The sequence below is a fragment of the Yinghuangia sp. ASG 101 genome (assembly GCF_021165735.1).
Taxonomy (GTDB): Bacteria; Actinomycetota; Actinomycetes; order Streptomycetales; family Streptomycetaceae; genus Yinghuangia.
Genome location: NZ_CP088911.1, coordinates 8,209,764 through 8,223,358 on the forward strand (window position 1 = coordinate 8,209,764; position 13,595 = coordinate 8,223,358).

General features: G+C 72.4%; 12 protein-coding genes and 2 pseudogenes. 8 read left to right on the forward strand and 6 right to left on the reverse strand.

Annotation, left to right across the window (positions count from 1 at the left end):
• Positions 1-262: 262 nt before the first annotated feature.
• A complete protein-coding gene (locus LO772_RS35185; protein ID WP_231776099.1) occupies positions 263-676 on the reverse strand; it encodes an ArsR/SmtB family transcription factor in 414 nt (137 codons plus the stop codon).
• 259 nt (positions 677-935) lie between these two features.
• Here LO772_RS35185 and LO772_RS35190 point away from each other — a divergent pair, with 259 nt between their 5' ends.
• From LO772_RS35190 to LO772_RS36035, 4 genes and pseudogenes are all read left to right on the forward strand, one after another.
• On the forward strand, positions 936-2,168 hold the full coding sequence (locus LO772_RS35190) for a CaiB/BaiF CoA transferase family protein (protein WP_231776100.1): 1,233 nt from the start codon (positions 936-938) through the stop codon (positions 2,166-2,168).
• Between the two features lie 63 nt (positions 2,169-2,231).
• Positions 2,232-2,723: pseudogene (locus LO772_RS36490) on the forward strand (SDR family NAD(P)-dependent oxidoreductase); the annotation flags it as partial.
• A 193-nt stretch (positions 2,724-2,916) separates the two neighbouring features.
• Positions 2,917-3,252 (forward strand): annotated as a pseudogene (locus LO772_RS36030) (enoyl-CoA hydratase/isomerase family protein); the annotation flags it as partial.
• Between the two features lie 115 nt (positions 3,253-3,367).
• On the forward strand, positions 3,368-3,667 hold the full coding sequence (locus LO772_RS36035) for an enoyl-CoA hydratase-related protein (RefSeq protein WP_269453259.1): 300 nt from the start codon (positions 3,368-3,370) through the stop codon (positions 3,665-3,667).
• A gap of 61 nt (positions 3,668-3,728) precedes the next feature.
• Here LO772_RS36035 and LO772_RS35200 read toward each other — a convergent pair whose 3' ends face one another.
• Together LO772_RS35200 and LO772_RS35205 are read right to left on the reverse strand one after the other, a co-directional pair.
• Positions 3,729-4,664: an amidohydrolase family protein gene (locus tag LO772_RS35200; protein WP_231776101.1), complete on the reverse strand. Its 936-nt coding sequence runs from the start codon at positions 4,662-4,664 to the stop codon at positions 3,729-3,731.
• Positions 4,665-4,852: 188 nt separating this feature from the next.
• The gene (locus LO772_RS35205; protein WP_231776102.1) at positions 4,853-5,857 is read right to left on the reverse strand and encodes a LacI family DNA-binding transcriptional regulator; all 1,005 of its coding nucleotides are present in this window, start codon (positions 5,855-5,857) and stop codon (positions 4,853-4,855) included.
• A gap of 799 nt (positions 5,858-6,656) precedes the next feature.
• Between LO772_RS35205 and LO772_RS35210 the strand changes: the two genes are divergently transcribed.
• From LO772_RS35210 to LO772_RS35225, 4 genes are all read left to right on the forward strand, one after another.
• Positions 6,657-7,838: an amidohydrolase family protein gene (locus tag LO772_RS35210; protein WP_231776103.1), complete on the forward strand. Its 1,182-nt coding sequence runs from the start codon at positions 6,657-6,659 to the stop codon at positions 7,836-7,838.
• A 110-nt stretch (positions 7,839-7,948) separates the two neighbouring features.
• Positions 7,949-9,544, forward strand: a complete 1,596-nt coding sequence (locus tag LO772_RS35215; RefSeq protein ID WP_231776104.1) for an acyl-CoA synthetase — start codon at positions 7,949-7,951, stop codon at positions 9,542-9,544.
• The gene (locus tag LO772_RS35220) at positions 9,541-9,810 is read left to right on the forward strand and encodes an aldehyde dehydrogenase family protein (RefSeq protein WP_231779844.1); all 270 of its coding nucleotides are present in this window, start codon (positions 9,541-9,543) and stop codon (positions 9,808-9,810) included. The genes LO772_RS35215 and LO772_RS35220 overlap by 4 nt, the downstream gene beginning before the upstream one ends.
• Positions 9,811-9,847: 37 nt before the next feature.
• On the forward strand, positions 9,848-10,645 hold the full coding sequence (locus tag LO772_RS35225) for an SDR family oxidoreductase (protein ID WP_231776105.1): 798 nt from the start codon (positions 9,848-9,850) through the stop codon (positions 10,643-10,645).
• Between the two features lie 66 nt (positions 10,646-10,711).
• Here LO772_RS35225 and LO772_RS35230 read toward each other — a convergent pair whose 3' ends face one another.
• The 3 genes from LO772_RS35230 to LO772_RS35240 form a co-directional block, all read right to left on the reverse strand.
• Positions 10,712-11,158 carry a nitroreductase family deazaflavin-dependent oxidoreductase gene (locus tag LO772_RS35230; RefSeq protein WP_231776106.1) on the reverse strand — a complete coding sequence of 149 codons (447 nt, stop codon included), beginning with the start codon at positions 11,156-11,158 and terminating at the stop codon, positions 10,712-10,714.
• 111 nt (positions 11,159-11,269) lie between these two features.
• On the reverse strand, positions 11,270-12,295 hold the full coding sequence (locus LO772_RS35235; protein ID WP_231776107.1) for a DUF7064 domain-containing protein: 1,026 nt from the start codon (positions 12,293-12,295) through the stop codon (positions 11,270-11,272).
• 38 nt (positions 12,296-12,333) lie between these two features.
• A complete protein-coding gene (locus tag LO772_RS35240; protein ID WP_231776108.1) occupies positions 12,334-13,452 on the reverse strand; it encodes a sulfotransferase family protein in 1,119 nt (372 codons plus the stop codon).
• Between the last annotated feature and the right edge of the window lie 143 nt (positions 13,453-13,595).

Genomic DNA, 13,595 nt, shown 5'->3' on the forward strand with positions numbered 1-13,595 from the left:
GTGGGAATACCTTGCGCGGGGTAGGGCGACGTATTAGCCTTTCGGCACCAGTACTAGCACCTACTAGTAGCGAGTGATCGTCGAAGCCCGAGCGCCCGTCGAAGCGGCGGGCCGCAGCCGCCGAACGCCGATGCGCGGACGTGGACGGCTGTGCGGGCGCCGCCGCCGAGGCGGTGGTCGAGGGTCGGCTCCGCCGGAGGTTCGCCGTCGGCGGGGACGCGTGGCGGACGCGTCGGGGACGGCATGCGGGCGGAGGTGCGGGCTACCAGGTCAGAAGCGGCGTCGTCGGCCGTGCGCCGTCGTCGCCCGAGGCGAGTTTCAGGGGCTTTTCCGCCGCGGCAGCGGGCTTGGCGCGCTTGCTCCGGCGGGACGGCGGGGTCTCCGTGACGGGCCGCGGGCCCGGGGCGAGCGACTGCAGTTCGCCGATCAGCCCGTCGAGGGTCTCACCGCGCAGCGTGTAGAAGAAGTTCCGTCCGTTCTTGCGGACTTCGATGATCCCGGCCTGCCGGAGGATCTTCGTGTGGTACGAGATCGTCGGCTTGGACACGGGAAGGGTGTCCTCCAACGCGCTGCACGCGAGTTCCTGCGAGGCGGCGATCTGCCGGACGATGCTCAGCCGGATCGGGTCGCCCAGCGCGCGAAAGACCTGCGCGGGCTCCGCCGGTTCCTGGGACATGGTGCCTCCCTGAAATGATTCGTTAAGTATCAACTTACCGCATCCCTCCGCGAACCGTTCGTGCAGGTCACGGGCCGTAAGGGTGGTGGCGCCCCCAGGGCTTCCATCAGCATGTCTTCGCTCGGATACGGGCCGTGCCGCGCCGGAGTTCGCGCAAGTTTCGAGATCAGTCGAATCATCTGGCCGACACCCGTTGATTTCGATAGTTCTACATATAACCTGATGTCGATGCGGCAGGGACGGCGAGAGGGGTGGCCCAGTGTTCAAGCCCATGGCGGGTGTGCGGGTCCTGGAGGTCGCGCAGTTCACCTTCGTCCCGGCGGCCGGCGCCGTGCTCGCGGACTGGGGCGCCGATGTGGTCAAGGTGGAGCACGCGGAGAAGGGCGACGCGCAGCGCGGGATCGTGAAGGTGTTCAGCCACAACGTCTCGACGGAGGGCACGACTTTCGCCCCGCTGATGGACGGCCCGAACCGGGGCAAGCGGAGCCTGGGGCTGTCGCTGGAGAAGCCGGAGGCGAAGCGGGTCCTGCACGAACTGGTGCGTCGCAGCGATGTGTTCCTGACGAATTTCCTGCCCGGTGCGCGCGCGAGGCTCGGCATCGACATCGAGGACATCCGTGCCATCAATCCGGACATCGTGTACACGCTGGGCAGCGGCTTCGGGCACGCGGGCCCGGAGGCGGACAAGGGCGGGTACGACTCGACGGCGTTCTGGGCCCGCAGCGGGGCCGCCGACTACCTGACGCGGCCCGGTGCCGACGGCATCACCCAGCAGCCGGCGGGTGCGTACGGCGATTCCATCGGCGGAATGACGATCGCGGGCGGCATCGCCGCGGCGCTGTTCGCCCGCGCGCGGACCGGTCACGCCCCGGTCGTGGATGTGTCGCTGCTGGGCGTGGGGGCGTGGGCGACGCAACTCAGCGTCAACCTCGCGCTGATGGCCGGCGGCCCGCTGCCGAAGCCGGAGCCGGGGAGCCGGGGTGCCGCGACCAACCCCCTCGTGGCGACGTACCGCACCGCCGACGACCGCTGGATCATGCTGAACATGCTCCAACCCGCCCGCTACTGGCCGGAGTTCTGCGCCGCGGTCGGCCGCGGCGACCTCGCCGCCGACGAGCGCTTCGCCACGGCCGAGGGCCTGATGGCCCATGCCGGGGAGGCCGGCGACATCGTCGCCGAGGTCATCGCGGGCCGCACCAAGGACGAGTGGGTCGCGATTCTCACCGGCATCGAGGGCCAATGGGCCGTCGTCCAGAACACCTGGGAACTGGGTCACGACGTGTCGCTGCGCGCCAACGGGCAGATCGCGGATGTCGTGGACGCCGAGGGCAGGACGCGCCAACTCGTCGGCAACCCGGTGCAGTTCGACCGCACCGCGGCACAGCCGACCCGTGGCCCGCTGTTCGCCGAGCACACCGACGAGATCCTGGGGGAGCTGGGGCTCACCGAGGAGGAAGTGCTCGACCTGAAGGTCGTCGGCGCGGTCACCTGAGCCACCCCGTCGCGTGTCACCCCCGCGTCCCCACGGAGGTGACCGTTCGACCGCGACGAGCCCCGGGCCACGGCACTCGCCCGCGAGGTGGGCGGCCCGGCCGTCGCCGCGGGCGGCGACGTCAACGACGACGGCGACGTGGCCGCGGCGATCGCGGCGGCGCGGGCGCTCGGCACCTTCTCCGTCGTCGTCAACGGCGCGGGCGGCGGCGCGATGGCCCGGACCGTCGTCCGGGACGGCACCCCGCACGACAAGGCGGCCTTCGTCGACGTGTTGGAGATGAACGCGGTCGGCACCTTCAACGTCGCGCGGCTGGCCGCCGCCGCGATGGCCGGCAACGAGCCCACCGACGACGGCGAGCGTGGCGTCGCCGTCAACACCGCCTCGATCGCATGCCTGGAGGGGCAGACCGGGCAACTCGCGTACGCCGCGGCCAAGGCCGCCATCCTCGGCATGAGCCCGCCGATGGGCCGCGACCTCGCGCCGGCCGGCATCCGGGTGTGCGCGATCGCACCGGGCACGATGGGCACCCCGGTCATGCTCGGCGCGTCCGACGCCCTCAAGACGCGCCTGGTCGAGACCATCCAGTTCCCCAAACGCATGGGCCGGCCGAGGAGTTCGCGCTCCTGGTCGGGTCGATCGTGCGCAACCCGTACCTCAACGGAGAGAACATCCGCCTCGACGGCGCCCTCCGCTTTCCGCCGAAGTGAGCGAGACGACCCCAGGACACCCCACCGCGCGGAGACACATGTCCGTCGACGTCGCACGCCACGGTTCCGTCGCCGTGATCGCCATCAACCGCCCCGAGGCGGCCAATTCGCTGGACGCCGAGACCCAGGCCGGGCTCGGCCACGCCTTCCGCGACGCCGAGGAGGACGACGCCGTACGCGCGGTGGTCCTGACCGCGGCGGGGGAGCGGACGTTCTGCGCCGGGATGGACCTGAAGGCCTGGGCCGCGGGCACGGTCAAGAACATCCCCGGCCCCGGCATCGACATCTTCGTCCAACGCACCTTCCCCAAGCCCCTGATCGGCGCCATCAACGGCACGGCCGTCGGCGGAGGCTTCGAACTCGCCCTGGCCTGCGACCTGTTGGTGGTCTCCGAGACGGCGAGGTTCGGCCTGCCCGAGGTGAGCCGGGGGGCAGATCCCGGCCCGGGGCGGCACCCGCCTGCCCCGGCGCATCCCCCTCCCGCTCGCCCTGGAGCTGGGCCTGACCGGCGACCTGGTCACCGCGGCGCGGCTGCGCGAGATGGGGTTGGCCAACCTGGTCGTACCGGCGTCCGAGGTACGCGCGTCCGCCCTGGCCCTGGCCGAGCGCATCGCCGCGAACGGTCCCCTGGCCGTCCGGACCACCAAGCGGCTCATGGCCGCCGAAATCCCGGACGCCGACTGGGACATGATCTCGGCGGCGGTGCGGACCATCGTCGACAGCGAGGACGCCCGGGAGGGTGCGCGGGCCTTCATCGAGAAGCGCACCCCGCGGTGGGTCGGACGCTGACCACGCGCACCGCCCCCGAACCGCCCTCGGGGGAAGGGCGGTTCGGGGGCGGTGCGCGTGGTCAGGGCCGCGCCGACGAGCCGCCGTCGGGCAGCCCGAGCACGCGAGCGGCGTTGTGCCGCAGGAACTTCGGCCAGACGTCGTCCTTCAGGGGCACCCGCGCGAACTCCGCCGTGATCCGGTCGAGGGTCAGGCCCATCGGGAAGTAGCCCCCGTACATGACCTTGTCCGGGCCGCGCGTGTTGGCGTAGTCGATGATCTCCGGCGGGTAGTACCGGGGGGCGAACGCGCTGGTCGAGTAGTACAGGTTGGGCCACTTGAGTATGAGCTTGACCGCCAACTCGGTCCAGGGCTCGCCGCCGTGCCGCATGACGAAGACCAACTCGGGGAAGTCGTACATGACTTGGTCGATCAGCTCGACGCGCTGCACCATCGACGGCACGCGCGGCCCCGCGATGCCCACCGTCACGAACACCGGGATGCCCAGCTCGACGCACTTGGCGTAGATCGGATACATCTGCGGGGCGTCGATCGCGACCTGGGGCAGTGTGCCGTGCGGCATCACCGCGGCGGCCCGGATGCCCCAACGCTCGTGGGCGCGCACCAGTGCGCGGATGCCGTCCATGCCCGTGTTGGGGTCGCAGGTCCACGCGCCCGCGAACCGCTCGGGGTGCTCGGACAGCGCGCGGCCGGCCACCTCGGGATTCGCGCTCACGCTGACCAGGGCGACGTCCACGCCGTGCCGGTCCATCTCGCCGAGCACCAGCCCGACCGGGTCGACGTCGTCCGGGACATGGCTGTCGGGGATGTCGTGGAACATGTACGCGGCCGGCATCGCGAAGTCCTCGCGCGACTCCTTGTCGCGCAGCGACGCCCGGATCTGCCGGTAGAGCGTCGCCGGGTCCTGCGGGAACCCGACCAGCGTGTCGATCACACCCACCCCGAAGGGGCGGGGCGGACCGGCGGGGGCGGGGCCGGAGGAGGGAGTTGGGGCCACGGGACCACCTTTCGTACCGCCGAGAGTGCCGTGGCGGGCGGCGCCTCGCGACGGGTCGGCGCGCGGGCCCGACGGCTCCGGAGCGCCGACGATAGCCCCGACCGGCCATCTATGTCGACATCGATATTGATATTCGTGGCCGCCGAGCCCCGAGCCCCGAGCCCCGAGCCGCCGGGCCCACCCGGGAGTCAGCCGCCGCCCGGCGGTCCCGTCGACGCCCGCACGTGCACGACGACCTCGGCATCGACCCGTGCGATCGGCGGCGCCCCGACCACCCGCAGCGCCTCCGCCGCGATCTCCCGGGCCAGCGCCTCGACGTCCGGCCGCACGCTGGTGATCCCGGGCACGAACAACTCGGCCAGCGGGCTGTCGTCGTGGCCCACCACCGACAGATCGCCCGGTACCGACACCCCCAGCCGCAGCGCCGCCGCGATCACGGTCGCCGCGGTCTCGTCGTTGTACGCGATCACGCCCGTGCACCCCGCGTCGAGCCACGCCCGCACCGCGTGCGCGGCGGAATCGCCGCGCGGGCTCACCGGGCGCGCGTCGACGATCGTGACCCCGAACGCGGCGGCCCGCGCGCGGATGGTGCCGAGGTGGTACTCCTCCAACTCCGCCAGCCGCGGATCCCCCGCCCCCGCGAACGCCACCCGGCGGTGCCCGAGTTCGGCGAGATGATCGACCTGGAGCCGCGACGCGGCGGTGAAACCGGAATCGTCCAGCCGGGGCACGTCCCGCCGCGTGGGGAAGATGTTCGTGAAGCCGTTGGCTTCGAGCGCGGCCACCCGCTCCTCGTCGAAGATCGCGAAGCCCAGCACCGCGTCCGCGTCGATCGACTCCCACAGCGGCCGGGTCCGGGGGTTCGCCGGCGGCACCCACGCCACCAGGCAGTACCCGGCCTCGTCGAGGAGACCGGACAGCCGCTCCAGAAACCGCGCCAGGATCTCGTTCACCGGCCAGTCGGGCATGACCAGCAGCAAGACGTCGCTGCGCCCCCGTACGAGGGTGCGCGCCGAACTGCTCGGCCGGTAGCCGAGCGCGCCCGCGGCGTCGAGCACCCGGCGGCGGGTCTCGGACGAAATCGACTGTCCGGGAGTCTCGTTGAGGACGAACCCCACGGTGGCGCGGGAGACGCCCGCGGCGCGGGCCACGTCCGTCGCCGTGACGCGCCGCTTGGAATCAGACGTTGCCATCGGTGTCCTCGTCGGTTGAGCGATCGATCCTCGCGCGTGCCGCGCCGCCGTGCCGGCCAGCCGAAACTAGCAAGTGCCGGTGCCGGGCCCGGAGGATCCGCGGGTGCGCGCCGCGTCGCGCCCGAATCCGGCCCCCGAAGGCGCCCGGCCGCCGCGTCCGGTCCGCCACACGACGACCCCGTGGTCGGCCGGGAATCCGCCGACGACGAAGGTTTGCGACCCGTCAACACCCACGCGTCCCCACTCCGGCGGGCGATGGTGCGGAGGGCTCCGCGGTGGAAGCCTGCGCCCGGCCCTCCCGGCCCTCCCGGCCCGCCACTTGCCACGCGTCGATCCCCCGCGTTCCCGTCCCGGCGGGCGGTGGTGCGGAGGGTCCTGGGGCCGAAGCCGCCGCCCGGCCCGCTCCCAACTGAGCCCGCCCGCCACGTGCGACCCGTCGAACACCCCCGCGTCCCGTCCCGGCGGGCAGCGGTGCGGAGGTCCCCGCGGTCGACGCCGCCGCCCGGCTCACCCCGAAGTGATCCGGCCCGCCGCATGCGACCCGTGGATCACCCGCGCGTCCCCGTCCCGAAGGGCGGCGGTGCGCACGCTCTTGAGGCCGGGGTCGGCGGCCGGTCCGACCCCCGGAGCGGGCCCGTCCGCCGCTTGCGATGGGCACGATAGCTTTGAATTGATGTTATTAGAATAGTTGAATCAGCTTAAATCGAAGCGACGTGCGTGGAGCGGGCGGTGGCGGTGTCGTGAGTTGATTTTGATGTCGATATTGACGAGCGTGTCGCGCACGAGGTGTCATAGACCCGTGGAACAGGACGCGTGGATCTTCGACTTCGACAGCCACTACTACGAGGCTGAGGACGCCTTCACCAGGCACCAGGACCGTTCCCTGGGCAGCCGGGGCGTGCGCTGGGCCGACATCGACGGCCGGCGGCGGCTGGTCGTGGGCGGGGTGGTCAACGGCTACATCGCCAACCCGACGTTCGATCCGGTGGCGCGCCCCGGAGCCTTGTACGCGTGGTACCGGGGCAACCCGGAGCGCCAGTCCATCCGCGAGGCGTTCGGCGCACTGGAGCCGATCCGCCCGGAGTACCGCGACCGCGAGGCGCGGCTGCGCGCGCTCGACGCGCAACAGGTCGCCGGAACCCTGCTGTTCCCCACCCTCGGCGTCGGCCTGGAGGAGGCGCTGAAGGCCGACCCCGAGGCCTGCGCCGCCGTGTTCCACGCGTTCAACCTGTGGCTGGACGAGGACTGGGGCTACCGCTACCGGGACCGGATGTACGCGGTGCCCTACATCCCGCTGCTCGACCCCGCCGACGCCGTCGCCGAACTGCGCGCGGTCCTCGACCGCGGGGCCGCGGTCGTGAACATCCGCAACGCGCCCGTGCCGGTGCCGGGCGGCTACCGGTCGCCGTTCGACGCGGCGTACGACGCGTTCTGGGGCCTGGCCGAGGAGTCCGGCGTCGCGGTGGCGACGCACGCGGGCAACGACGGCTACGACGCGCTCGTGCAGATGTGGGAGCCGGGATCGAGCGAGCAGTCGGTGCTGCGCACCCCGCTGCGCGGAGTCGTCACGAAGGGCCGCGCGGTCACCGACTTCTACGGCGCCGCGCTGTCGCACCTGCTGTTCGAGCGGTTCCCCCGCCTGCGGATGGCCAGCGTCGAGAACGGCGCGGGATGGATCCCCGACCTGCTCCACCGCATCGACGACGCCGCGAACCGCAACCCCGGGTACTTCAAGGAGCACCCCCGCGACGTCTTCGGCGAGCACGTGTGGGTCACCCCGTTCTGGGAGGACGACGTCGACAGCCTCCTCGGCGAGATCCGCACCGACCGCCTGCTGCTGGGATCCGACTGGCCCCACGCGGAAGGCGTCGCGGCACCGGCCGACTTCGTCGCCGAATCACTCGGCAACCTGAACGACCGCGACCTGCGCCGCGTCGCGCGCGACAACGCGCTCGACGTCCTGAGGCTCCCGACGGCCTGAAACTCCCGACGCTCCGAGGCGCCGCACGCGCCGCACGCGCCGCACGGCCGGAGCGGGCGCCGCCGACACCCCCGGCGCCCGGCGGCTCCGCCCTCCCAGACAGGGGACACATGTATCCGGGGACCCACGCGGCCGTCACCCCCGACAAGCCCGCCGTGGTCATGGCGGGCGGTCGGGAGACCGTCACCTACCGCGAACTCGACGAAGGCTCCGCCCGGTTGGCCCGGCTGCTGTACGACCGTGGGCTGCGCGAAGGGGACGTCCTGGCCCTTCTCGCGGAGAACCACATCCGCTACACCGAAGTGCTGTGGGCCGCGATGCGGTCGGGCCTCCACCTCACCGCGATCAACCGCCACGCGACGGCGGAGGAGGCCGCGTACATCCTGCGCGACGCGGGAGCGGCGGCGCTGGTGGCGACCCACCGGCTCGCGCACGCGGCCTGCGACGCGGTCCGGGGCACCGACTGCCGGATCCGCCTGATGATCGACGGCACGGCGGACGGCTTCGAGCCGTACGAGAAGGCCGTGGCGGCGTACCCGGGGGAGCCGCCGTCGTACCAGCCGCGCGGCGAGATGATGCTCTACTCGTCCGGAACCACCGGGCGCCCCAAGGGAATTCGGCGCCCCCTCCTGGGCCTCGACGTCGCCGACCCCACCGGAGTCCGCAGCGCGGCCATGTGCCGCCGCGTCGCCGGCATGGACCGGGACGCGGTCTACCTGTGCCCGGCGCCGCTCTACCACGCCGGGCCGCTGGGATGGGTGCGCGGTGTGCACGAACTCGGCGCCACGCTCGTGGTGATGGAGAAGTTCGACGCCGAGGGCATGCTCGCGGTCATCGAGCGCGAGCGCGTCACCCACCTCCAGGCCGTGCCCACCATGCTGATCCGCCTGCTGAAGCTCCCGGCCCGGGTGCGCGGCGCGTACGACCTGTCCAGCCTGCGCACGCTGGTGCACGCGGGCGCCCCCTGCCCGGTCGACGCCAAACGCGAACTCATCGACTGGCTCGGCCCGATCGTCACCGAGTACTACTCGGCGACCGAGGGCATCGGCACCACCGTCGCCACCTCCGAGGAATGGCTCGCCCATCCCGGCACGGTCGGCCGGCCCATCCTCGGCACCCCGCGGATCTGCGGCCCCGACGGCGGCGAACTGCCCGCCGGGGCAACGGGATCGGTGTACTTCGCACGGGACGCGGCCCCCTTCGAATACCACAACGATCCCGCCAAGACCCGGTCCGCCCGCCATCCACACCACGAACACTGGTACTCCACGGGCGACTTGGGCTACCTGGACGACGACGGCTACCTGTTCCTGACCGACCGCAGCGCGTTCACGATCATCTCCGGCGGCGTCAACATCTACCCCGCCGAGATCGAGGCCCGCATGGTCCTGCACCCCGACGTCGCCGACGTCGCGGTCTTCGGCCTCCCCGACGACGAGATGGGCGAGTACGTCCACGCCGTGGTCCAACCCGCCGAGGGCGTCCGGCCCACCCCCGAACTCGCCGAGGAACTGCGGACGTTCGTGCGGCAACACCTAGCCGGGCCCAAAGTGCCCCGCATAGTCGACTTCCGCGCGCGACTGCCCCGCCTGGACACCGGAAAGCTCTACAAGCTCCCGCTGCGCCAGGCCTACCTGGACCGCGCGGCCTCCGAAGCCCGCCCCCACGCGTCGGCCGACTCCGACCACCCGAGAGGAGAACGGTGAAGCACCCGAACGAGCCGTACATCGGCGGCCGGTGGACCCCGCAAGCCCGTACGGAAGGCTTCGACGTCACCTCCTCGGCCACCAAGGAGGTGATCGGCCGCGCCCCCGCCGGCACCACCGCCGACACCGACGCGGCCGTGGCCGCCGCCCGCGACGCCTTCGACACCGGCCCATGGCCCCGCATGGCCCCGCATGGCCCCCCCATGGCCGCCAACGCCTGTGCCGCGATCCGCGATCCGGGAACCTTGGAACTCCCTCCGCGCTGACACCTTTCGGCACACCCACCTGATGGAGGCCCGTCCCGTGACGAACCCGTTCGGCTACCGGAACAAGCGCGTCGTCGTGACCGGAGCCGCCTCCGGCATCGGCGCGGCACTGCTGGACGTGCTCGCCGAACTCGGCGCCGAGCACGTCACCGCGATCGACCGCAACGCCTGTTCGGGCCCGCACGACCGCGGCATCGCCGCGGACCTGTCCACCGAGGCGGGTGTCGAGGCCGCGGCCTCGGCGGTCGACGGGCCGGTGCACGTGCTGTTCAACAACGCCGGAGTCGCCGCGACCCAGCCCGCCCCCGTCGTCTTCAGCGTCAACTTCCTCGCCCCGCGCCGCCTCCACCAGCGCCTCGCCGACCGCATGCAGGCCGGGAGCGCCGTCGTCGGCACCTCGTCGATGGCCGGCATCGGCTGGCAGGCGAACCAGGAGGAACTGGCCGCGCTCATGGCGATCGACGACTGGGACGAGGCCCACGCGTGGCTGGCCGCGCACCCGAAGCTCGCCGAGGACCCCTACGGACTCTCCAAGCAGTGCGCGCAGTTCCACACGATGTACGCCGCGCGCGCCGCGATCCGCGACGGCGTCCGCGTCAACAGCGTGTGCCCGAACCCGGTCGGGACGCCGCTGCTGGCCGACTTCCGCGCCACCATGACCGACGAAATCGTCGACTGGGCGGTCCGCCAGGGCAACGGCCGGCCCGCCACCGCCCGCGAGATCGCCCTGATCCTGGCCTTCCTGGGCTCGGACGCCGCGGCGTACCTCAACGGCGTCAACCTCCACGCCGACGCGGGCATGCACGCCGCACTGATCACGGGCCAGACCGACTGACCCGGGCGACGGGAGCGGGCGGCCTGGTGCGCCCGCTCCCGTCGCCATCCGGCGTGCGTGCCGCGGTCAGTGCCCGCCGGGCACCGGCTCCAGCAGGAACACCGGGATCGGGCGCTCGGTCTTCTTCTGGTAGTCGGCGTAGTCCGGGTACGCGGCCACCGCGCGCTCCCACCACAGGGCCTTCTCGTCGCCGGTGATCTCCCGGGCCGCCATGTCCTGCCGCACCGGCCCGTCCTGGAGCTCGACCCGGGGGTCGGCCACGATGTTGTGGTACCAGAGCGGGTGCTTCGGCGCGCCACCGAGCGAGGCGACGATCGCGTAGACGCCGTCGTGCTCGACGCGCATCACCGGGGACTTGCGCAGTTTCCCGGACTTCGCGCCGCGGCTCGTGATCACGACGACCGGCATCCCCCTTATCGTGGTGCCCTTCGTCCCGCCCGAACTCTCGTACTCCTCGACCTGGTTGCGCACCCAGGCCTGGGGGCTCGGCTCGTACTCGCCTTGCAGGGGCATGGTCGTCCCGTCCCGTCGCTTGCCGTCGGTGCCCGGCGGCGCGGCCGGGCAGGAGCCGGGAGGCCCGGCCCCGGGAGCAATCTAACCGCGCGTCGACGGGGGTTCGCGGGATCAGTACGGGCGGGTCGAGCGTTCGATCATGCCGTACGCCTCCTCGCCGTCCCAGCGGTACGCGGCGATGCCCTGCTGGAGATCGGGGAAGGTCCTGCCCTGGCCGAGGGGCCGTTCGGGTGTCAGCGACGACGCGAAGGTCTCGGCCGCGACGTGCACGTCCCCCGCGGCGGTGCGGAGGGTCACGGACACGTCCTGCCCGCTCGGCCGCAGCTCCGTCAGCCACGGGGTGTCGACCACGCGGGCCGGAAGGATTTCGCCGCCGTCGCGCACCCACCCCTCGTGGTATTTGACCGGACCGCCCGGGCCGGGGCGGTAGTGGATGAATCCGAAGGCCCGCCCGCTCGGGAACAGCGCGGACTGCCAGCAGTGGCCGAAGAATTCGCCGTAGTCGCTGCGGTTGCCGCCCTTGCGGTGGATGCGCAGCCCGCCGCCGGTGAACGCGGTGGCGACGCCGTCGACGCGCACGGTTCCGGTGACGGTGCACAGCTGCTCGAACCGGTCCTCGCCCGGGATGAAGCGGCCTTCCGGCTCGTACGACCCCTGGACCCACGGCGGCGCGGCCATGTGCGCGTCGAGGCTGACCTCGAGCGCCACGCTTGTGGCCGGGGTGGGCTGTTGGCCGCGCACATAGCGGCCGGTGACCTGGTCGTCCCCGGTCGTCGCGGTGACCGGGCCGTCGAACTCCAACCGCCAGTGGGCGAACGGCTCCACGCACGTGAACCGCAGGGGCCCGGCCCCGAGCACCCTCGGCCGCCCGCGGGAGTCGGTGGCCGGGTGGGCGGCGTGGTCGCCCCAGCCGGCCAGCACCCGCCCGTCGGGCAATGCCAGATTGAGCTGGACGTTGCGGGAGGTCTCCCACGTGGCGCCGACGGCCTCGATGCCGACCCGGGGGAGTGCGAGGCGGCCGGCGTCGTCCCAGATCCACATCGACGCGCTTTCCCGGTGGGTGGGTGAATCGGGGGTGCCCGGGGTGACGCCGTCCGTCTCGGGGCTCATCCCGCCGGTCAGGTCGATGGTGGTCACCGCATGTCCTCCAAGCTGTCCGCGGTTCGCGTCGCCGGTCACCCCGTGGTGGCCAACGCGCCGAACCTGTCGACGTATTCGGCGAAGGCGTGCCGGATCTCCGCCGTCGTGTGGCCGTACTCCTCGGGCGTGTAACGGTGTTGCCCCCGGGCGCCGCGCCGGTTCTCGGCGGCCCACCGCGTCATCGACGCCCGGACGTCGTCGGTCAGCCGCAGGCCGAGGAAGTCGTACACGCGTTCCACCGTGGCGATCGGGTCGGTCTCGAACTCCCGTTGCCCGACGTCGTGGAAGCGGTGTTCGCCGATGTGCTCGCGGTCCGCGATGACGCGCCGCGTACCCGCGACGAAGTGGTCGAGCAGGTCGCGCCCGAGGACGTGCGGGTCGGGTGTCCGCGTCGGGACGGAGTCGCGCTGCGCCTTGGCGACGGTGCTGCACGTCGACGGGAACGCCTCCGCGGGGTCGCGGTGGGTCATCACGAACCGGGCGCCGGGGTAGTGCCGGGCCAGGCTCGCCGCCTGGAAGATGTACTGCGGGGCCTTCAGCAGCCAGCGGTACGGCGGCCGTCGCGCGTGCAGCAGGCGCAGCACACGCTCGTGGTACGCGACCGTCCCGGCGAAGTCGGCGTCCCGCCACCACGACGTGAACGTCGGCAGGGGAAGCCCGAGTTCCTGGTTGTGGAAGTGCAGGGCCGGGATGTGGACGTCCTCCATCGGCCCGTCGACGGACCTGATGTGGCGCTCGTCGGACCGGCCCTGCGCGCGCATGAGCCGGTCGTCGCGCGCGGTCGCCGACGTGTCGTCCGGGACCGGGTCGTGGACCTCCGACCAGCGCGGACAGCGGAACCGGGGGTCGAGCGCGAGGACATGGAGCAGCGCGGTCGTGGCGGTGCGCGGCAGGCCGAGGATGACCACCGGGCCCTCGACCTCGGGCGTCGGCGCGGGGTTGCGCGCGTACCACCGCTCGATGCGCAGGCGGTTGGTCAGGCGGCGGGCGGCGACCGCCTCGACCGCGGCCACGGCGTCGCGGTCGGCGCCGAGGTCGACGGCCGCGGCCTCAAGGAAGCGGTCGAGTCCTTCCTGCCAGCCGTCGGGCCCGAAGTCGGACCATCCGGTTTCCGTGCGGGCCCGGTCGACGAGCACGTCTGGACTGGTCGGCATGCGGCGCTCCCGTTGTCTCGTCGTGGCATCTCGAAGACACGCGTTGAGAAATTAGCACGCATGATGACCAGTCAACACCCCCTCTTTGTCACTCGGCCCAGGACCGGCGCCTCGTCCCGGATGACGCGAAAAGGGCAGGACGA